Below are 19601 nucleotides of genomic sequence, written 5' to 3' on the forward strand. Positions count from 1 at the left end.
TGTACTCGCTCAGGTGCGGGAACTTCGCCTTCTGGGCGTCGGTCAGCTTCCCCTTCGACAGGCGCAGCCACTTGGCGTCGCCGGTCAGGGCGCCGCCGCAGCTCGGCCTTGCGCACCTTGCCGGTCAGGGTCTTGGGCAGGGCCTCGACGAGCTCCAGCCGGTCGGGCAGGAACCGTTCGTCCTGCCCCCGCTCCAGCAGGTGCGACCGGAGCTCCTCCAGGGTGGGCCGGGCACTCTCGCGGGGTACGAGGACCGCCACGATGGGGTCGTCCGGCCGCCCGGTGGGACCGACGAGGGTCGCGTCGGCCACGCTCGGGTGCGCCGAGAGGATGGCCTCCAGCTCGGCCATGGGGACCACGGTCCCGTCGCGCAGGACGGCGTCCTTGGCGCGGCCCAGCACACGGATGCCGCCGCGCCCGTCCTCCCGTGCGACGTCACCGGTGTCGAACCAGCCGTCCGCGGTCAGCTCGGCCTCGAAGGCGCTCTGGTTCCTGAAGTAGCCGAGCGCCTGGGAGGCGCCCCGCACCCGCAGCCGCCCGACCTCCGCGCGCTTGTCGGAGTTGGTGCAGAAGTCGATGCGGATCTCCATGGCGTCGATCGGCCGGCCGTGGCTGTGCGCCGACCAGTCCTGGTCGTAGTCGAGCCGGCTGATCGTGATCGGGCCGAACTCGGACATGCCCCACACGGAGTACGTGGCGGTGCCGAAGGTGTCGCGCAGCTCGTCCACCAGCTCCTGGAGCACCGGTGCGGCGCCGGTGACGGTGTAGCGCAGGGTGGACACGTCGTGCCGGTCGGCCCGCTGGGCCGCCGCCACCCCGGACTGGGTGGGCGGCGGCCCGTACAGCAGGGTGCCGCCGTACCGCTCCACCAGGTCCAGCAGGCTGCCGTAATCCCGGCCGTCCTGGAAGGCGACCGTGCCGCCGAGCATCACCCCGGCGAGGATGCCCTGGCCGAAGCCGGAGTAGTGCACGAGCGGAGTGGTGACGACGGCGACGAGGTCGTCGCGGAGCAGGAAGGTGTCCACGTAGCCGCGCACGCCCGAGTGGACGGTGTTCTGGCTGTGCACCACGCCCTTGGAGAAGCCGGTCGTGCCGGAGGTGAACAGCACCACGAACGGTTCGTCGGGTCCGAGTGCGCGGCCCGCCAGGTCGTCGGTGTGCTCCACCTCCCAGGGCACCGCGACGAAGTGGTCGTGGAAGTCGACCGCTCCCTCGCCCGCGTGGCCGCCGACCACCACCACGTGCTCCAGAGGCAGTTCGGAGCGCAGCTCGGTGAGGGTCCGGGCGAGCGGGTAGCCCTCCCACTCGGGGACGGTGACGCACACCCGGGCCTCGGTGAGCACGAGGCGGTGGCGCAGTTCCTCGTCCTGGCACTCCGGGGCGATGGGGCAGATGACGGCGCCGACGGCCATGCAGGCGAACATCAGCGGCACCATCTCCCACCGGTTGGGCAGCTGGACCGCTACGACGTCCCCCCGCCGGACGCCGAGTTCCAGCAGTGCCCCGGCGAACCGGTCGGTGAGCAGAGAGAGTTCGGCGTAGTCGAGGGTGTCCGTGCGGGCCTCGGTCAGGCGGCGCCCGGCGATGGCGAGCTTGCGCGGACGTATGCGGGCCTGCCGGCGGAGGTCGTCGAGGAAGGTCTCCTCCCGCCACCACCCGCGGTGCAGGTACTCGCTCCGGCGGTCCGTGGCCGGTGGAACGGTCGTCGTCACCGCAGCTCCCCCCGTCGCACCGACAGCAGCTCCGGCAGCGGGTCGCCGGCGCGTGCGGAGGCGATCTCCAGCAGGGCCCGGGTGTTGTCGCGCACCCGGTCGCCGATCCAGTCGAAGACCCACTGCTTGCGGGCGTCGGCCGGCAGTTCGAAGGGCACGACCCGGGTGACGGCCAGGGCGGCCGCGCCGGCCCCGCCGATGTTGGCGATGACGCCCGGCACCAGGGTGGCGCCCGCGGCCCTGGTCTTCTCCCGTGCCTCGGCGTCGGAGGCGAGGTTGGCGCCCTCGACGACCAGGCCGGCGCGCAGTCGGTGGGCGTTGCCGGCGTTCAGCGCGTGCTTCTGCGCGGCGAGGATCAGCAGGTCGGCGTCGACGTCGAGCCAGGCGTCCGGACCGCTGGAGAGGGTGACCCGCTCCGGCAGCCGGGAGCGGTCGATCAGCCCGAACTCGTCGGTGACCGCGATGAGGTCGGCCACGGGCAGCCGGTCGGCGCTGATGGTGCCCTGCGCGTCCGCGACGCCCACGACGACGTGTCCGCGGTCCTCGAGGAACCGCGCGACCGCGCGGCCCACCGCGCCGAAGCCCTGCACCACGACCCGGGCGGGCCCGGTGCGGCCGCTCGCCTCCAGGGCGGTGACCGCGGCGACGCCGACGCCGTGCCCGGTGACGTCGATCAGCGGCTCGTAGTAGGTGCGCCAGTCGATCGGCATGTCGGGGGCGCCGAGCCGGTACCGCGGGTCGTAGCCGGCCTCGTCGAAGAACACGGCCCGGTCGGCGGGGGTGACGCCCATGTCGATGCCGAGGTGGATGCCGCCGTGCAGCAGCGGCTTGACGGTGCGTCCGAAGGTGCGGAAGGTCTGCTCGCGGTCGCCGCCGGTGGCGACGATGCCGCCCTTGGCACCGCCGATGCGCAGGCCGGCGAGGGTGAACTTGTGGGTCATGTCGCGGGCGAGGCCGGCCACCTCCTCCTGGGTCACCCCGGGAGTCATCCGCACGCCGCCCATCGCGAGGCCGTCGACCAGCGTGTCGATCACGACCCAGCTCTTGATGGCGCCCCCGCTGCCGTTCAGGTGCACGACGAGCGCGGGATCCTGCGTGTTGTCGTCGACAAGGCTCATGTGCCGTTCTCTCCATTTCCGTTGATGAGGTGCGTGCACGGGCGGATCGGCGCGCTCACTGGTACAGCTGCGCGAAGCCCCGGAGGATCTCCAGGCCGTCGGTGCGGAACTCCAGGTGTGCCTGCGAGCCGAAGATCCGGCCGTCGTCGGAGCGCAGGAACTCCACCGGGGCGTGCTCGGAGCGGCCGATGGAACGGAAGCCCCGCGGGGCCTCCTTGAGGTAGAGGGTGTGCCGGTGGAAGACGGTCACCGTCGGCTTCACATGGGTGAAGAGCGGTTCCTCCTTGTCGACCTGGACCTCGTAGCCGCCGACCCGCTGGGGGCCCTCGGCCAGTTCCCCGCCGGCGGCGACCGCGAGGATCTGCATGCCGCCGCAGATCCCGAAGACCGGGACGTCGGCGTTCATGACGAGGTCGACCAGCGGCTTGTAGTACTCCTGGTCGTAGGCGCGGACCTTGGTGCCGCTCAGGACGACCGCCTGGTAGCGGCCGTCGAGCCGGGCGGGCACGGAGGCCGCGTCCACGGTGTCGGTGTCCGAGCCCAGCGTTTCGAAGCGGCCGCGCAGCTGGTTCAGCGACAGGGTCCGGTTGTTGACGACCAGGACGCGGGATTTCGCCATGTCCGTGCTCCTCAGGTTCGTGTGATGACGGTGCCGGTGCGGGCGGCGAGCAGGTCGGAGACGGGCGCGCTGCCGATGACGACGCGCTCCACGCCCCGTTCCAGGGCCTCCCCCGCGGCGCGCAGCTTCTTGCGCATGCCGCCGGTGGCGCCCTTGTCGCGGAACTCGGCCGCCGCCCGCGCGGTGATCTCGCGCACCGGTTCGCCGTCGATCAGCAGGTGCGCGACATCGGTGACGAGGACCAGGTCGGTGGCGCCGGTGGCGCCGGCGACGGCGGCGGCGGCCCGGTCGGCGTCGGTGTTCACCTCCTGTCCGGCGGCGTTCCGGGCCAGCGGTGTGACCAGGTAGGCGTGCCCGGGTGCCAGGTTCTTCAGCGGCGCCGGGTCGACACCGGTGATCGGGCCGACCAGGTTCTCCAGTTCGACCAGCTTCTTCTCCTTCCACCACCAGCGCTCGCCCTCGCCGGCGTGGACCAGGCCGTCGCTGCCGAGCAGCCGTTCGGCGGTGATGCCGCGCTGCTCCAGCCGCCGCAGGACCTCCTGGCCGAGTTCGGCGCTGACGGTCTTGATGTCGGCGATGACCTCGGGGGTGGTCCAGCGGCTCTGGTTGCCGTACCGGTCGCGCAGGATCGCGGACGGCTCGCTGTAGCGGGGGCTGAGCTGCTTGAGCGGTTTGGACCAGCCGTGGACGAGGACCAGCGGCCGCTCCCGTCCGTGCCGGGCGAGGTCGTCCCACCAGGCGCCGGCCAGGTCGGCCAGGCAGCTGCCGCCGAGCTTCACCACGGTGGGGACGTGCGGGGTCGGGGTCACGCTCATGCGGGCATCACCGGCTGCATGGTCAGGCCCGTCTCCTCGGGCAGGCGGAAGCGCTTGTTCACTGCCTGGACGGCCTGGCCGGCGGCGCCCTTGACCAGGTTGTCCAGGGCGGCGAGGACGACGATGCGGCCGCCGTCCGGGTCGTACATGGCCGTCACGTCGCAGTAGTTGGAGCCGAGCACGGCCTGCGGGTCGGGCACCGGGATCAGCGTCTCGTTGTGCCGGCGCACCCGGACGAAGGTGTGCTCCTTGTAGAACCGGAAGTACGCCCGCTGCAGCGCGCGCTCGTCCACCTCGTCGTCGGTGTACACGTAGCTGCTGGCGAGCAGCCCGCGCACGTGCGACACCCCGTACGCCGACATGGCCAGGGAGCCGACGCTGCCGGGCTTGCTGCGCTCCAGGAAGTCGCCGACCTCGGCGGCGTGCCGGTGACCGGTGGGGGCGTACGGCGCGATGGCGCCGTTGCGCAGCGGGTGCAGGTCCGGGACGCGCAGCTGGAGGCCGCCGCCGCTGGAGCCGCTCTTGCCGTCCACGACCACCGTGCGCAGGTTCAGGCCGAGCCCGAGGGTCAGCGGCGCGAGACCCAGCGTGATGGCGGTCGCGTAGCAGCCGGGCACCGAGATGAGCGGGGCGTCCACGAGCTGGTCGCCGACGAGCTCGGGCACTCCGTAGACGAACCGGTCGGCCAGTTCGGTGGCCCGCTCGGCCTTCGGGTACCAGCGCTCGTGCAGCTCCGGGGTGCGGATCCGGAAGGCGCCGCTGAGGTCGGTGACGCACGGGACGCGGTCGGCGAGCTCCGCGCCGAGCCGGGCGGACACCGGGGCGGGCGTGGCGAGGAACACCACGTCGCACCGGTCGGCCACCCGGTCGGCGGTGACGGGCTCGACGGTCACGCCCAGGTCGAGGCGGAGTCCCGGGTGCAGCTCGGCCGGGCGGCGGCCGGCGCTGGAGTTGCCGCCCAGGAAGGTCAGTTCCATCTCGGGGTGCTGGTTGACCAGCCTGATGAGTTCGCCGCCGGCGAGTCCGGACGCGCCGACGATTCCCACACGGATCATTCGAGTGTCTCCTGTACGTAACGCGCGACGGCGGACGCGACGTCCACGCCGGTCGCCGACGCCACTCCCCGCCAGGCGGGTGCGTGGTTGACCTCGTTGACGAGGTAGCCCGACGGGGTCTTGAACAGGTCGACCCCGTAGATGCCGCTGCCGAGGCGGTCCACGACCCCGTCCACGACCTTCTGCACGTCGGGGTCGAGGGCCATCGCCCGGGTCTGGTTGCCGAGGGCGGCGTTGCTGCGCCAGTCGGTGCCGGCGCTCTCGAACTCGGCGGCGGCGACGATCTCCCGGCCGACGACCAGGCAGCGGATGGACCCGCCGCCGAGGTACGGCTCCACCAGGCACGCCTGCTCGAAGGCGTGTCCGAGGTCCTCGACGTAGTCGTAGACGGAGTGCGCCAGGTCGCTGTCGCGGACCAGGGTCACGCGCTTGCCCATGCCGCCGTACACCGGCTTGAGCACCACCGGCAGGCCGATGCCGTCGAGTGCCTTCTCGTAGTCCTTGCGGGACAGGACGAGCCGGAAGTCCGGTACCGGCACGCCGGCCTCGCGCAGTACGGCGCGCAGGACCAGCTTGTTCTCGCAGGCGTGGATCGCGGCAGCGGAGTTGAGCACCCGCAGGCCGTCGGCCTCGGCGAGGGTGGCGATCAGACCGCCGCGGGTGTAGCTGCGGCTGCGCACCAGCAGCGCGTCGTAGTCCTTGACGGGCTCGGCGTCGCGGTGGCCGGCGCACAGGGACTCGTCGTTGACCCAGTCGATCCGCAGGCCGAACTCCGCGCCGATCTCGATCAGCCGGCGTTCCTCCCAGCCGATCCGGTCCGCGACGACGGCGACTCGGTTGCCCATGTCACTGGCCCCAGTCGCGCAGCTGGACCTCGACCATCTGGAGCGTCAGCCGGCCGTCGGCGATGGACTCGACGCGCAGCGTCAGCATGCACTCGGGGCAGGAGAGGGTCTCGCCCTCCACCATCTCCGGCACGGTCAGGTCGGTCTCGCACTCGGGGCACGAACCGGTGAGAACAGCGGTGCTCATGGGTGGACTCCGTTTCTGTGGAGGAGGTGTCGATGTGGGTGCGTCGGGGTCGGCGCGTGACGTCGGTCAGGCGGCCTGGAAGTCGACGGCGGCCTTGCGGATCGCGTCGCGGTCGAGCACCGGGCGGCCGTTCCGCTCCTGGCGCGCGATGAGCCAGGGGGTGAAGGCGTCGATGTCGACGAAGACGTCGGAGTCGGCGAGCGCCCACTTGACGAGCGCGGGCGTGATCCGGGTGCGCACCCGCAGCTCGCGCGTGTTGCCGACGAGTTCGGCGGGCAGGGTCTCGTACGCCTCGGGGTGGCTGAGCTGGCCCGGCAGTTCGTAGGCGAAGGCGTGCGGGGTCGTCGGGCCGGACTGGAAGGCGTCGCCGAGTCCGGCGCCCCTGAGGGCGACCCGCGACAGCTCCGTGAGGTGGGTCAGGTCGAAGCGGGTGTCGCCGTGGATGACGCGCAGCGAGGTGAGCAGCTCGGCCAGGGGGGCGTTGCCGCCTCGTTCGCCGATGCCGCCGACGGTCGCCGAGATCCACTGTGCCCCGGCGCGGACCGCGGCGAGGGAGTTCGCGACGGCCATGCCCAGCATGTTGTGCGAGTGGATCTCGATCTCGGAGCCGTCGATCGCGGTGAGGTCGGAGATCACTTCCTCCATCTGCCAGGGCGACAGGTAGGCGACGGTCTCGGCGAGCCGGAAGCGGTCGGCCCCGGCCTCGAAGCCGGCGGTGACGTAGGGCACGAGCCGGCCCTTGGGGGTGCGGGCGCCGTCCTCACCGCTGAAGGTGACGTGGAAGCCGCGCTCCTTCGCCTGGGAGATCGCCGCGCGCGCCAGCACGTTCAGGAACTTCGGGCTCGGCGAGCCGAGCTTCAGCTTGGCGTGCTGCTCGGAGGTGGGGATGGAGTACATGATGTGCCGCACGCCCAGGCGTTCGGCTTCGTCCAGGGCCCTGGTGACCTGCTCGCGGTCCCGCACCACGACGAGGGTCATGCTGCGCTCGGGGCCGATCGCCTCGTGCGTGGCGAGGACCAGATCGGCGTCCTTCGAGTCCGGCCCGGAGACCATGCCGACCTCGACCAGGTCGATGCCGGTCTTCACCAGCAGTTCCGCGATCACGGTGGCGTCCCGGGGACCGAATTCGACGCCTCCCATGTGGGCGCTGTCGCGCAGGGTCGCGTCGGACAGACGGGGCAGCCCCGGAAGGCTCCCTCCGTGCTCGGGTACGGCCATGGCGTTCCCTCCTTTTCCGGAGCCGGCTTCTTCTTCCGCCGGGCTCCGCGCTGGATGTGCGCTGCCTCGAACATGCTGCGCGACCCCGTGCAAAGATGCGCTGCGTCCTGTGTCAGGGGTCTGTCAAGGGCTGTCAGGGAGTGTCACGCCGGGCAAGGTGTGCCGGTGATTGCAGATTGGATGAAAGAGAAACTGCTTCTCCGACAAGCGAATGGAGAGCGCCGGCGGCGACGCCCCGGGAACGCGAAGTGGCCCAGCGGCTGAGCGCCGCTGGGCCACTGACGGGACGACGGACCGTCAGGTGGTGTAACCGCCGTCCACGGCGATCCCGGTGCCGGTGATGTAACGGCCGCCGGGGCCGGCCAGGTAGGCCACCGCGGCGGCGATGTCCTCGGCCTCGCCGAAACGCCCGAGGGCGGTCAGGGAGCGCTGGTAGTCGGCGCTGTCGCCGTCGGCCGGGTTCATGTCGGTGTCGATCGGGCCCGGGTCCACGGTGGTGACGGTGATCCCGCGCGGACCCAGCTCCCGGGCGAGTCCCTTGGTCAGCCCGATGAGCGCCGACTTGCCCATGGCCTGGAGGACGAAGTTGGCGCCGGGAGTACGCCCGTTGAAGCACGAGCCGATGCTGATGATCCGCCCGCCGTCGCCCATGTGCCGGGCGGCGGCCTGCGCGGCGAGGAAGACCGACCGGACGTCCGCGGCCAGCACCCGGTCCAGGTCCTCGGCGGATACCTCGTCGAGCGGGCCGTAGGCGAGGAAGCCCGCGTTGTTCACCAGGATGTCGATGCCGCCCAGCTCCCGCACCGTCTGCTCCACGGCCTTTGCCGCGGCGTCCGGCCGGGTCAGGTCGGCCTGGATCACGGTGGCCCTGCCGCCGTCCGCCTCGATCTGCTTGGCGACCGCGCGCGCCTTGTCCTCCGCCTGGACGTAGGTCACCGCGACCGCCGCTCCGGCCTCGGCCAGCCGCTTGGCGATCGCCGCGCCGATCCCCCGGCTGCCGCCGGTCACCAGCGCCACCTTGCCGGTCAGCTCACTCATCGATGCCCCCTCCGTGGACGGCTGCGTATGCGTCATGCGGCTACGCTAGGAGTTGACACCAGCGTCAGATTCAAGTCCTGCGGGAAACGGGCGGGGTGGGAGATGCGGATCGGTGAACTGGCCCGGCGCAGCGGTGTGAGCGAGCGGTCGCTGCGCTACTACGAGGCACATGGTCTGCTCCGGGCCGAGCGGACCCCCGGCGGCCACCGGGACTACGGCGAATGGGCCGTCGACCGGGTCATCCGCATCCAGGCGCTGTACGCCGCGGGGCTGAACAGCAAGAAGATCGCCCAGCTGCTCCCCTGCATGCGGGACGGCGACGGCACACCGAGCGAGAGCGCGACGCCCCGGCTGGTCGACGAGCTCACCGCCGAGCGCGAGCGCCTGGACCGCATGATCGCCGACCTCATCCGGTCGCGCGGGGTCCTGGACGACATCATCACCACCGCGTCGGCGGGGCTGGGCTCCACCGCCTTCTCCGCCGGTGAGGGCACGCTCGCGGGCAGTCCGTGAGCGAGCGGGAGCCGTGAGCGCGCTTAAGCCGTGAGCGAGCGGAAGCCGTGACCGTGTGGGAGCCGTGAGCGAGCGAGAGCCGTGACCGTGTGGGAGCCGTGAGCGAGCGGGAGCCGTGAGCGCGCTTGAGCCGTGATCCGCCGGGCCGCCGCGACCGGGGGCACACCGCGTCAGGAGCCCACCGGGTGCGCCGGCCCCGACGGTCGCCCGCGCGTGCGGTCGCGGCACCGGCCCCGCGAGGGACCGCACGGGGCCGGCCGCCCCGCCGCACACGCGGGCCGGCCGGTGCCGTGTCAGGCGGCCTCGTCCATCAGGCAGGCCAGCGTGACCCGTGCCTGGCGTTCCGCTTCCGCCGGGCTCAGCCGTGTGCCGCGCTCGAACGCCTCGTCGAAGGCGCGCGGGCCGAGGACGGACCGTGCCGCCGCGGTGACGCGGTCGACGTCGCCGCGCTCGGCGGTCGGCAGCGGTGCGCCCACGCTGCGGCGCGCGGCGTGGGCGGCGCCGAGGAGCAGCGCGGCGCAGGTGGCGCCGGGCCGGTGGCCGTACAGGGTCGCCGTGCCCGCGAGCCCCTCCAGGGAGAGGGCGAGGGCCCGCGGTTCGGCGAGCGACCAGGCGATCCGCAGGCTGCGCAGGTGGTGGGCGGCGGACTGGGCGGCCCGGCCGCGGAGTTCGGCGATGAAGCCGAGCTCCGCGTGGAGCAGGTGGTCACCGGCCGGTGAGGAGACGTCGGCGTGGTCGTCCCGGATGCGCAGCAGGTGCGCCTCGGCCGCGTCGATGTCGCCGGAGCGCCGCGCGCCGAGGGCCAGGCCCATGTCGGCGTGGATCTCCCCGTACTTGTAACCCTGTTCGACCGCGATGCGCCGTGCCTGTTCGTGCAGTTCGCGGGCGCGGCCGAAGTCACGGGAGAGGAGGGCGAGGCGGCCGAGTCCGGAGAGCCGTGCCGAGACCTCCGCCTCCAGGCTGAGCTCCCGGGCGATCTGGAGCCCTTCGTGCTGGCAGTGCGCGGCCTGCGCGTACTCTCCGCGGATCTCGGCGAGGGCGGCGAGCGGGGAGACGGTCTGGAGTTCGCCCCACCGGTCGCCCAGCTCCCGGAAGAGGGCACGGCTGCGGTGTCCGTCGCGGGCCAGACCGTCCAGGTCACCGCGGACCAGGGCCAGGACCGCGCGCAGGCCGAGCGCGGCCGCGGTGCCCCACCGGTCGTCCGTGGCCTCGAAATGGGCGAGGGCACGGGTGTTCAGCGCGCGGCTGCGGTCCAGGTCGCCGACGCTGAACATGCCGTAGGCGGTGAGCCACAGGGCGCGGGCGCGGCGCACCGGGTCGGGTACGGCGTCGGCGGCGGGCGGCTCGGTGCGCTCCCCGGTCAGCAGCACGAAGGCGCCGTGCAGCAGCGCGAGTTCGGGATCGGTGTCGCCCGCGGTGGCCGCGAGGACGGCGGCCAGGCCGCGGCGGGCCTCGGTCAGGCGGCCGCGCAGCAGCCACCACCAGGACAGGGCGGTGGCGAGCCGTACGGCCTCCTCGCTCCGTCCCGCGGCGGCACGGCGTACGGCCTCGTCCAGAGCGGCGCGGAGGTTGCCCGCGTCGGTGTCCAGGCGGACCAGCCAGCGCTGCTGGTGCGGCCCGCGCAGCCGGCGCTCGGCGCGTTCGGCGAGGGTGAGGTAGTGGTGCAGGTGGCGCTCGCGGACCGCGGTGTCGTCGGCCGCCTCCCGCAACCGCTCGGTGCAGTACGCGGCGACCGACTCCAGGAGCCGGTAGCGCGGGCCCGTGGGGCTGTCGGTGACGACCACCAGGGACTTCTCCACGAGCCGGGTGACGAGGTCCAGCACCGCGCCGCCGGCCACGCCCTCGCCCGCGCACACCGCCTCGGCGGCGCCCAGGTCGCAGCCGTCGCTGTGCACGGCGAGGCGGCGCAGGACGATGCGTTCGGGCCCGCTGAGCAGCTCCCAGCTCCAGTCGATCATCGCGCGCAGGGTCTGCTGGCGGGCGGGCGCGCCCCGCTGCCCGGAGGTCAGCACCCGGAACCGGTCACCGAGGCGTGCGGCCAGCTCGCGTACGCCGAGGGCGCGTACGCGGGTGGCCGCGAGTTCCAGGGCGAGCGGGATGCCGTCCAGCCGGCGGCAGATCTCGGCCACGGCGGCGTGGTCGGAGCCGGTGTCCTCCGCCGTGCCGTCGTTGCCGTCGGAGCCGAGCCGGAAGCCGGGTGCGCTCGCGGCGGCCCGCTCGGTGAACAGGCGCACGGCGTCCGCGGTGGGCAGCGGCTCGACCAGGAACACCGCCTCGCCGGCCAGGGCGAGCGGTTCCTGGCTGGTGGCGAGCACGCGCAGGTGGGGGGCGCTGCGCAGCAGCACGGCGACGAGGTCGGCGGCGGCCGCGACGACGTGTTCGCAGTTGTCCAGCACGAGCAGGGTCCGGCGGTCGCGCAGGGCGGCGGTCAGCCGCTGCACGGGACGGGTGCCCACGGTGCCGGTGGCGGGCGGCGCGGAGGGGGCGTCGTCGCGGATGCCGAGGGTGGCCGCGACGATCTCGGCGAGGTCGTCGGGCGTGGCGGTGCGGACACCGGCGAACTCGACGAACCAGGCCCCGTCGGGCAGCCCGGCGGCCGCGCCGCCGGCGGCGACGTCCTGCGCGGCGGCCACGGCCAGGCGGGTCTTCCCGACGCCTCCGGGTCCGGTGAGGGTGACCAGCCGCCGGCCGCGCAGCAGCCGGGAGAGGTCGCCGAGGGCCTCTTCGCGGCCGATGAGGGCGGTGAGGGGCACGGGCAGGTTGGTCGGTGCGGCGGGCGCGGGGACGGTTCCGGGGCGCGCCTGCGGCGAGGGGCGGAGCGGCGCCGCGGCGCCGGCCGCCGTGGCGCCGGCCTCCGCCGTGCCCGGTGCCCCGCCGGCCTCCGCCGTGCCCGGTGCCGCGGCGGTGGCGTCGAGGGCCGGGTCCTGACGGAGCATCGCCTGGTGCAGGGCGCTCAGTGCGGGACCGGGACAGACGCCCAGTTCCCCGGCGAGGCGGGTGCGCAGGTCCTCGTACGAGGCGAGCGCCTCCCCCTGGTGGCCGGCCCGGTACAGCGCCCGCATCTGCACGGCGCGCAGCCGTTCCCGCAGCGGGTGCTCGGACACCAGGGCGGCCAGTTCGCCGGCGAGGAGCAGGTGGTCCCCGGCCGCCAGGCGGGCCTCGGCCCGCTCCTCCAGCACGGCCAGCCGCTGTTCGGCCAGGCACTCCCGGGCCGCCCGCACGAACTCCTCGTCGGCGAAGTCGGCGTACGCCGCTCCCCGCCACAGGCCGAGGGCGTCGGACAGCAGCGCCGCCCGCGTCCTCGGGTCCGCGGCGGAGCGGGCCTCGGCGACGAGGTCGGCGAACCGCCGGGCGTCCACGTCGTCGTCGGCGGCGAGCCGCAGCCGGTAGCCCGGCGGCTGCCGCACCAGCCGCTCGCGGCCGAGCACCCGGCGCAGCTGCGAGACCTTGGCCTGGAGCGCGCCCGCCGGATTGCCGGGCGGGCTGTCCCGCCACAGGTCGTGGATGAGCCGGTCCGCGGAGACGGGGCCACCGCCGTGCGCGAGCAGGTCCGCCAGGAGCGCCCGTACCTTGGTCTCGGGGACCTGCACCGGCTCCCCTTCGTCGTCCCACACCGCGAGTGGTCCGAGCACGCCAAACCGCATGTGGACAACCGTACCCGTCCGGTACGGCCCTCGACCGTCCCATCGCGGGTTCCGAAGCGTTCCCGAAGAATTCCGGAAGCATTCCGGAAGTGCCCGCGCGCACAGTCGCTTGCGAAGTCCCCGACGGCCGCAGCGAAGCCGGCACCCCCCCTCGTCCTGCGACGCGCCGGCACCGGCCACCCAGCACAGATACGGAGTACCACCCATGACCGCCACACCCGATACGGCCGCCGCGTCCGGCAGGCGGTCGGGCGCCACACCGCCGACGGCACGGAAGGGCGCGGAGCAGCGGCCGGGACTGCCGATGTCCGCGCTGCTCGCGCTCGCCACCGCGGTGTTCATCACCAGCCTCACCGAGACGCTCCCCGCCGGCCTGCTCCCGGAGATGAGCCGCGCTCTGGGGGTGGGCGAGTCGGCGACCGGACAGACGGTCACCATCTACGCGATCGGCACCGCGCTCACCGCGATCCCGCTGACGGCGGCCACCGCGGGCTGGCGGCGCAAGCGGCTGCTGCTCACCGCCGTGGCGGGCTTCGCCGTCGCCAACACGGTCACGGCCGTGTCGTCGGTCTACGCCCTGACGATGGCGGCCCGGTTCACGGCGGGCGTCGCCGCCGGTCTGGCGTGGGCACTGCTCGCCGGGTACGCACGGCGCCTGGCACCGGTCCCGCTCCAGGGCCGGGCGATCGCCGTCGCGATGGCGGGCATTCCGGTGGCGCTCTCGCTCGGTGTGCCTGCCGGGACCTTCCTCGGCCAGGCGCTCGGCTGGCGGGTGGCGTTCCTGGCGATGACGGCACTCACGGTGGTCCTCGTGGGCTGGATCATGGCCGCGGTGCCCGACCACCCGGGCCAGCCGCGCGGCGAACGGCCTTCCATGCTGCGGGCGCTGGCGGTCCCCGGGGTGCGTCCCGTGCTGTTCGTGACGCTCGTCTTCGTACTGGCGCACACCGTCCTGTACGCCTACATCGCCACGTTCCTGGACGACCTGGGGATGGGCGACGAGACCGACCTCGTCCTGCTCGCCTTCGGTGCCACCTCACTGCTCGGCATCTGGGTCGTGGGTGCCCACATCCACCGCCGGCTGCGCACCCTGACCATCGCCAGCACGCTGCTGGTGGCCGCCGCCGCGGCCGCGTTCGCGGTGGTCGCCGACGGCGGCGCCCTGGTGTACGCCGCCGCCGCGCTGTGGGGGCTGGGCTGGGGCGGGCTGCCCACCCTGTTGCAGACGGCCGCCGGCGATGCGGGCGGCGACCACGCCGACGCGGCGCAGGCGATGCTGGTGACGCTGTGGAACGTGGCCATGGCCGGCGGCGGGGTGCTGGGCGGGGTGCTGCTCGACACCAGCGGCAGCGGTTCCTTCCCGTGGACGGTACTGCTGCTCCTCGCGCCGGTGCTCGCCGTCGTCCTCACCGCCCGGGGCCACGGGTTCCCGTCCCGGCGGCCCGGGGCCGCCTAGCCCCGGGACCCGGCCGGGAGTGTCCGGGGAACCCGCGGCCTCCAGCGGGCGTCCGGCCCCTGGTCACGGGCCCGGGACCCGGGACCCCGGAAACCCGCGACCGGGTCCGGCACCCGGCGACCGGTGAGCCGCCCCTTCGACGGGCCGCCGAAGGTAAACAATCCCCCGGCCTTCGGCGGCCCAGCACTTCCCCCCGGCCCGCAATGTGATGTTCATAATGCGCTGCACGGTTGCGGCCATTCGGACGGATCTTCTCCGCTAAGGGCCACGGCCCCGGGAGAGCGACCCCGAGCGGCCGCGTGACCTGCGGAAAGAATCCTTTCTCCACGGGCCCCCACCGGGTGGCAAGCGCTTCCTCCACCTCGGCCGCGCACCCCGGGACCCCCCTTGCCCGGTCGCGAATACGCTGGTCAGCGGGCGAAATCTCGAAGTGACCGAAGATCGCGTGAATTTGGCGACCGAGCCGGTAGCTTTATCCACCGAACGACTGCCCTGTGCATCGACACGTTGGGCGACACGACTGCGAGGGGGCGTAGTTAAACATGTCGTCAGTGGAAGTGTGCGCCGGAGCTGGGGAGCGCGAGCGCATACAAATGTTCATCGATAAAGTATTCAAACCGCTGCACCGTGCCGAGCAACGCCGTTGGGCCGGGGCATACCTGTGGGGCCTGCTCCACTCGCCCGGCAAGAAAACCCCGCGGAGCATGGCCCAGGCCGGATCGCTTCCCGCGGGCGCGGCGCACGGTCTGCACCAGTTCATCAATGCCAGCCCCTGGGAGTGGGAGCCGGTGCGCCGCGGACTGGCCCAGACGGTCGCGGCGAGCAGGCCGGCATACGCCTGGACCACCGCCGACCTGCTCATCCCCAAGCAAGGTGAGCATTCGGTGGGAGTGCACCGGCGCCCTGACCCCGCGACCGGACGCACCATCAACTGCCAGCGCGCCGTCGGCCTGTTCCTGGCGACGGGCACCCAGTGCTTCCCGGTCGACTGGGGCATCGTGCTGGACGGTGCGTGGGACTGGGACGACCTGCGCAGGCGCCGCGCGCGCATCCCGGAGGCCGAGACCAGGCGCCCGGTGGGCGCGATCGTCCTCGACTTCGCCGCCGGTGTCACCGCCGCGCACCCGCGGTTACCCCATGCGCCCTGGGTCCTCGACCTCACCCGGCGGTGCGACGACGCCAGCGGTGTCATGGCCGGACTCGCCCGCCGGGACCTCGACTTCGTGTGCGAGGTGGATCCGGGACAGATCGTGCTCATCGGACGCCAGTCCCCGACGGTGATCACGGTGGGGGAACTGCTGGACGAACCGCACGCCCGCCAGCCGCACGTGCTGCTGCGCCAGTCCGAACCGGGCAGCTCGCGGCCGGTCCGGGTGAACATGTACGCGGGAACGGTCCGCCTCTCGCAGCGCGGTGCCGCCAAGGACGGCGTCTCGCGTCCGTACCACGTCCTCCAGCGGCCCTCCGTCGACGGCGGCCAGCCCGCGCGGTACTGGATCACCAACCTGATGAGCCGGGGTGTGGAGGAGGTGCTGCTGCTGGCCCGCAGCCAGGCCGCCGCCCGCGCGACGATCGCCAGGCTGCGGGAGGGGTTCGGCGTGCTCGACTTCGAGGGCCGCTCCTATCCCGGCTGGCACCACCACATGACGATGGTCTCGGCCGCGTACGCCTACCGGCACCTGTACGGCGCCGACGGCACGGCCTCCCCGGCCGCCGGCCCGCTGCCGATGGTCCCTGCCGGAGCGGCGAGCTGGGCGGACGCCGGAGTGAAGGGCCTGGGCGCGTGAAGAAGGTGCTGGTGGTGGAGCCGGACGCCGCCGCGGCCGAGATGACGGCGGGCGACCTGCGCCGGCAGGGGTACGTCGCCCACACCGTCGACCGGGGGGCCCGGATACTGCGCACGTACCACGATGCCGATCTGGTGCTGCTCTCGCTGGACCTGCCCGACCTCGACGGACTGGAGGTGTGCCGCACGCTCAGGGCGGAGAGCGACATTCCGCTGATCGCCTGCACCCACCGGGACAACGAACTGGAGCGGGTCCTCGCGCTGAAGGCCGGAGCCGACGACTGTGTGCTGCGGACGTGGGGTCCGCGGGAGATCGGAGCGCGGATCGAAGCGGTGCTGCGGCGCACCCGGCCGCAGTCCGTCGGCGCGGACAGCATCTCCCTGCGGCCGCTGCACATCGATCCGCGCACGCGTGAGGTGCGCCTGCGCGACCGGGTCGTCGATGTGACGGCCACGGAATTCGAGCTCCTCTACACGCTGGCCGCGCGACCGGATTCCGTCGTCTCCCGCAAAGAGCTCATGGCGAAGGTCTGGGGGAGCAATTGGGTGCGCACCAGTCGCACCATCGACACGCACGTGAGCAGCCTGCGGGCGAAACTCGGTTCCAGCCGGTGGATCATCACCGTGCGCGGGGTCGGCTACCGCATGGGCCACGTCGGACAGATGCCCGAGACGTCCGTGGGCTGAATTCACGATTCCGTGATCGGGGGTCCCGGGCGGAGCCGGCGTCGAACGCGCCGCCGCCCGGGACCCGGCAATGCCATGCATTCTTTACGGCGCAACTATTCGGCATGCGTCCGCAGCCGAGGGAGGGTGGGAAAGATGGCACCAGGAGTAAAAGGCGTGAACGGCGGAACTCCCCCGTACGGCCGGGCGAGCGGCATATGACCAAGCAGATCCACCTCGCCGCCCAGCTGCCCGCCATTCACAACGTCACCGTCTGGTCGGACCCGCGCTCCCGGAGCCAGATCGCCGTCGACTCCTTCACGCACCTCGCGCGGACGGCGGAGCGCGGCAGGTTCGACTTCTTCTTCCTCGCCGAAGGACTGCGGGTCCGCGAGCACAAGGGCGAGATCTACGAACTGGACGTGGTGGGCCGCCCGGACAACCTGACGATGCTCAGCGCGGTGGCCGCCGTCACCACGCGCCTCGGGGTGGCCGCCACCGTCAACGCCACGTTCAACGAGCCCTACGAGGTGGCGCGCCGGCTCGCGACCCTCGACCACCTCAGCGGCGGGCGGGCCGCCTGGAACGTGGTGACCAGCTTCGACGCCTTCACCGGCGAGAACTTCCGCCGAGGCGGCTTCCTCGCCGAGGCCGACCGCTACACGCGCGCCGCCGAATTCCTGACCACCGCACGCGAGTTGTGGGACAGCTGGAGCGGCGGCGACGTCCCCGCCGACGCCGCCGCCGGGCAGTTCGTCCGCCCGGGGGCCGGTGCGTTCGCCCATCGGGGGCACCACTTCGACATCGCGGGACGCTTCACCACCCCGCGCAGCCCGCAGGGCCACCCCGTGATCATCCAGGCCGGGGAGTCCGAAGCGGGCCGGGAGTTCGCGGCGTCGGACGCCGAGGTGGTCTTCAGCAAGTACAACCGCCTGGACGAGGCGCGCGCCTTCTACCGGGACGTCAAGGGCCGGCTCGCCCGGCACGGCCGCTCACCGGACGACCTGCGGATCATGCCCACCGCCACGGTCATCGTCGCCGACACCGACGAAGAGGCCGCCGCCTACGCCGACGAGGTCACCCGCGCCCAGGTGAGCCCGCAGACCGCGATCGCCCACCTGGAGGCCGTCTGGGGCCGTGACCTGTCCGCGTACGACCCGGACGGTCCGCTGCCCGACATCGACCCGGAACCCGAGTCGCTGGTCCTCAAGGGGCACTCCGTGTTCCGCAAGGGGCGCGCCGAGACCGCCCGGCAGTGGCGGGCCCTCGCCGAGGAACGCGGACTGAGCATCCGCGAGCTGGTCGTCGAGGTCCACGGCGGGCAGACCTTCGTCGGCAGCCCGCGCACCGTCGCCGACGCCATCGACCACTTCGTGCAGACCGACGGCGCGGACGGCTTCGTCTTCGCCGCACACCTGACGCCCGGGGGCCTGGACGACTTCGTGGACCGGGTGGTGCCGCTGCTGCAGGAGAAAGGCGTCTTCCGCCCGGACTACACGGGGACGACGCTGCGGGACCACCTGGGTCTGCCGCACCGGCCGGGCCCGGCGGACCGCACCGGGAACCTCGGGGAGGCATCGTGAGCACCGGCCCGCTGCACCTCGCCGTCGCCCTCCGCGACGCCGGCTGGCATCCCGCCGCCTGGCGGTCCGAGGACGCCGACGCCGGCGCCCTGTTCACTCCCGGGCACTGGGCACGCCTGGTCACGGAGGCCGAACACGGACTGCTCGACTTCGTCACCTTCGAAGACGCCCTCGGGCTGCAGTCGGCCGCGCCGCACCGCCCCGACGACCGGACCGACCAGGTCCGCGGCAGCCTGGACGCGGTGCTGCTCGCGGCCCACCTCGGCCCGCTCACCACGCACATCGGCCTGGTCCCCACGGTCAACGTCACCCACACCGAGCCGTTCCACGTCGCCGTGGGCATCGCCACCCTCGATCACGTGTGCCGGGGCCGCGCGGGCTGGCGTCCGCAGATCGCCTCCCGCGCCGCCGACGCCACCCACTTCGGCCGCCGCTCGACACCGCAGCTGACCGACGAGGACGTCCGGGACCCCGAGCTGATCGCCAAGCGGCTGCGCCCGCTGTTCGCCGAGGCCACCGACGTGGTGGAGGTGACACGGCGGCTGTGGGACAGCTGGGAGGACGACGCGGAGATACGGGACACGGCCACGGGCCGCTTCATCGATGGCGCCAAGCTCCACCACATCGACTTCGAGGGTGAGCACTTCAGCGTCAGGGGCCCGTCGATCACACCGCGCCCGCCCCAGGGGCAGCCGGTGGTGGCGAGCCTCGCGCACGCCTCGACGCCGTACGAGTTCGCGGCACGCGGCAGCGACGTCGTCTTCGTCACGCCGTTCGACCGCGTGGGCGCCAAGGCGGTGCTCGCACAGGTGGACGAGGCCGTCGACCGGGTGGGCAGGGACGTACGGGCCCAGCCGCTGCGCAGATTCGCGGACCTGGTCGTCTTCCTGGACGACGAGCCCGGCGCCGCCGCCGGCCGCAAGGCGCGCCTGGACGCGCTGGACGGCGCCACGTTCACCTCCGACGCCCTGGTCTTCACGGGCACCCCCGGTGAACTGGCCGATCTGCTGCTCGACTGGCGGACCACCGGGCTCGACGGCTTCCGGCTGCGCCCCGGCGCGGTGCCGCACGACCTCACCGCGATCACCCGGCGGCTGGTGCCGGAACTGCGCCGGCGCCGCGCGTTCCGCACCGCGTACGGCACCGAGACCCTGCGCGGCCGGCTGGGCCTGCCCACGCCCCGCAACAGGTACGCCCGGGAGACCTGACCGGCGAGTCCGGCCGGCACCGCGGCGGAGTTCCCGCCGCCGACCGGTGCCGGCCGTGCCGGGGAGCGGGGACGGGGCGCGCAGGGTGCGGCGATGCCGTCCTGGTCGCCGTGCCACCAGCCGCTCGCGGGGTGAGCG

At 73.2% G+C, this 19601-nt stretch carries 16 protein-coding genes and 1 pseudogene; 6 read left to right on the forward strand and 11 right to left on the reverse strand.

Going from position 1 to position 19601, the window contains the following annotated elements:
• From ABZ576_RS20145 to ABZ576_RS20190, 10 genes and pseudogenes are all read right to left on the reverse strand, one after another.
• Window positions 1–88: hypothetical protein (locus ABZ576_RS20145; RefSeq protein ID WP_360742682.1), on the reverse strand; the 88-nt coding region annotated here is incomplete at its 3' end.
• A gap of 88 nt (window positions 89–176) precedes the next feature.
• A pseudogene (locus ABZ576_RS20150) lies at window positions 177–1712 on the reverse strand (AMP-binding protein); the annotation flags it as partial.
• On the reverse strand, window positions 1709–2830 hold the full coding sequence (locus ABZ576_RS20155) for a Glu/Leu/Phe/Val dehydrogenase dimerization domain-containing protein (protein WP_360742137.1): 1122 nt from the start codon (window positions 2828–2830) through the stop codon (window positions 1709–1711). The pseudogene ABZ576_RS20150 and the gene ABZ576_RS20155, both read right to left, overlap by 4 nt.
• Window positions 2831–2885: 55 nt before the next feature.
• On the reverse strand, window positions 2886–3449 hold the full coding sequence (locus ABZ576_RS20160; protein ID WP_360742140.1) for a gamma-glutamyl-gamma-aminobutyrate hydrolase family protein: 564 nt from the start codon (window positions 3447–3449) through the stop codon (window positions 2886–2888).
• 11 nt (window positions 3450–3460) lie between these two features.
• Entirely contained in the window at window positions 3461–4258 is a 798-nt protein-coding gene (locus tag ABZ576_RS20165) for an acetylglutamate kinase (RefSeq protein ID WP_360742685.1), read from the reverse strand.
• A 2-nt stretch (window positions 4259–4260) separates the two neighbouring features.
• Entirely contained in the window at window positions 4261–5319 is a 1059-nt protein-coding gene (argC, locus tag ABZ576_RS20170) for an N-acetyl-gamma-glutamyl-phosphate reductase (RefSeq protein WP_360742143.1), read from the reverse strand.
• Window positions 5316–6164 (reverse strand): RimK family alpha-L-glutamate ligase, encoded by an 849-nt coding sequence (locus ABZ576_RS20175; protein ID WP_360742146.1) that lies wholly within the window; start codon window positions 6162–6164, stop codon window positions 5316–5318. Before ABZ576_RS20175 ends, argC begins: the two co-directional genes overlap by 4 nt.
• A 1-nt stretch (window position 6165) precedes the next feature.
• Window positions 6166–6351, reverse strand: coding sequence for a lysine biosynthesis protein LysW (locus tag ABZ576_RS20180; RefSeq protein ID WP_360742149.1), 186 nt, complete (start codon window positions 6349–6351; stop codon window positions 6166–6168).
• Between the two features lie 66 nt (window positions 6352–6417).
• Window positions 6418–7569, reverse strand: coding sequence for an isopropylmalate synthase (locus tag ABZ576_RS20185; RefSeq protein WP_360742152.1), 1152 nt, complete (start codon window positions 7567–7569; stop codon window positions 6418–6420).
• A 297-nt stretch (window positions 7570–7866) separates the two neighbouring features.
• Entirely contained in the window at window positions 7867–8607 is a 741-nt protein-coding gene (locus ABZ576_RS20190; RefSeq protein ID WP_360742155.1) for a 3-oxoacyl-ACP reductase family protein, read from the reverse strand.
• Between the two features lie 102 nt (window positions 8608–8709).
• On the opposite strand from ABZ576_RS20190, the gene ABZ576_RS20195 reads away from it, so the two are divergent.
• Window positions 8710–9120, forward strand: a complete 411-nt coding sequence (locus ABZ576_RS20195) for a MerR family transcriptional regulator (protein WP_360742158.1) — start codon at window positions 8710–8712, stop codon at window positions 9118–9120.
• A 293-nt stretch (window positions 9121–9413) separates the two neighbouring features.
• Here the strand turns inward: ABZ576_RS20195 and ABZ576_RS20200 are convergent, their stop codons facing one another.
• The gene (locus tag ABZ576_RS20200; protein ID WP_360742161.1) at window positions 9414–12764 is read right to left on the reverse strand and encodes a BTAD domain-containing putative transcriptional regulator; all 3351 of its coding nucleotides are present in this window, start codon (window positions 12762–12764) and stop codon (window positions 9414–9416) included.
• 205 nt (window positions 12765–12969) lie between these two features.
• On the opposite strand from ABZ576_RS20200, the gene ABZ576_RS20205 reads away from it, so the two are divergent.
• The 5 genes from ABZ576_RS20205 to ABZ576_RS20225 all read left to right on the forward strand — a co-directional run bounded on the left by ABZ576_RS20205 (window position 12970) and on the right by ABZ576_RS20225 (window position 19463).
• A complete protein-coding gene (locus ABZ576_RS20205) occupies window positions 12970–14220 on the forward strand; it encodes an MFS transporter (protein ID WP_360742164.1) in 1251 nt (416 codons plus the stop codon).
• A gap of 593 nt (window positions 14221–14813) precedes the next feature.
• Window positions 14814–16007 carry a transposase gene (locus tag ABZ576_RS20210; protein WP_360742167.1) on the forward strand — a complete coding sequence of 398 codons (1194 nt, stop codon included), beginning with the start codon at window positions 14814–14816 and terminating at the stop codon, window positions 16005–16007.
• Window positions 16004–16693: a response regulator transcription factor gene (locus tag ABZ576_RS20215; RefSeq protein ID WP_360742170.1), complete on the forward strand. Its 690-nt coding sequence runs from the start codon at window positions 16004–16006 to the stop codon at window positions 16691–16693. The genes ABZ576_RS20210 and ABZ576_RS20215 overlap by 4 nt, the downstream gene beginning before the upstream one ends.
• 197 nt (window positions 16694–16890) lie before the next feature.
• Window positions 16891–18255, forward strand: coding sequence for an NtaA/DmoA family FMN-dependent monooxygenase (locus ABZ576_RS20220; protein ID WP_360742173.1), 1365 nt, complete (start codon window positions 16891–16893; stop codon window positions 18253–18255).
• On the forward strand, window positions 18252–19463 hold the full coding sequence (locus ABZ576_RS20225; RefSeq protein WP_360742176.1) for an LLM class flavin-dependent oxidoreductase: 1212 nt from the start codon (window positions 18252–18254) through the stop codon (window positions 19461–19463). Before ABZ576_RS20220 ends, ABZ576_RS20225 begins: the two co-directional genes overlap by 4 nt.
• Window positions 19464–19601 lie beyond the last annotated feature (138 nt).

The organism is Streptomyces sp. NPDC013455, from assembly GCF_040632975.1.
Lineage (GTDB): Bacteria > Actinomycetota > Actinomycetes > Streptomycetales > Streptomycetaceae > Streptomyces.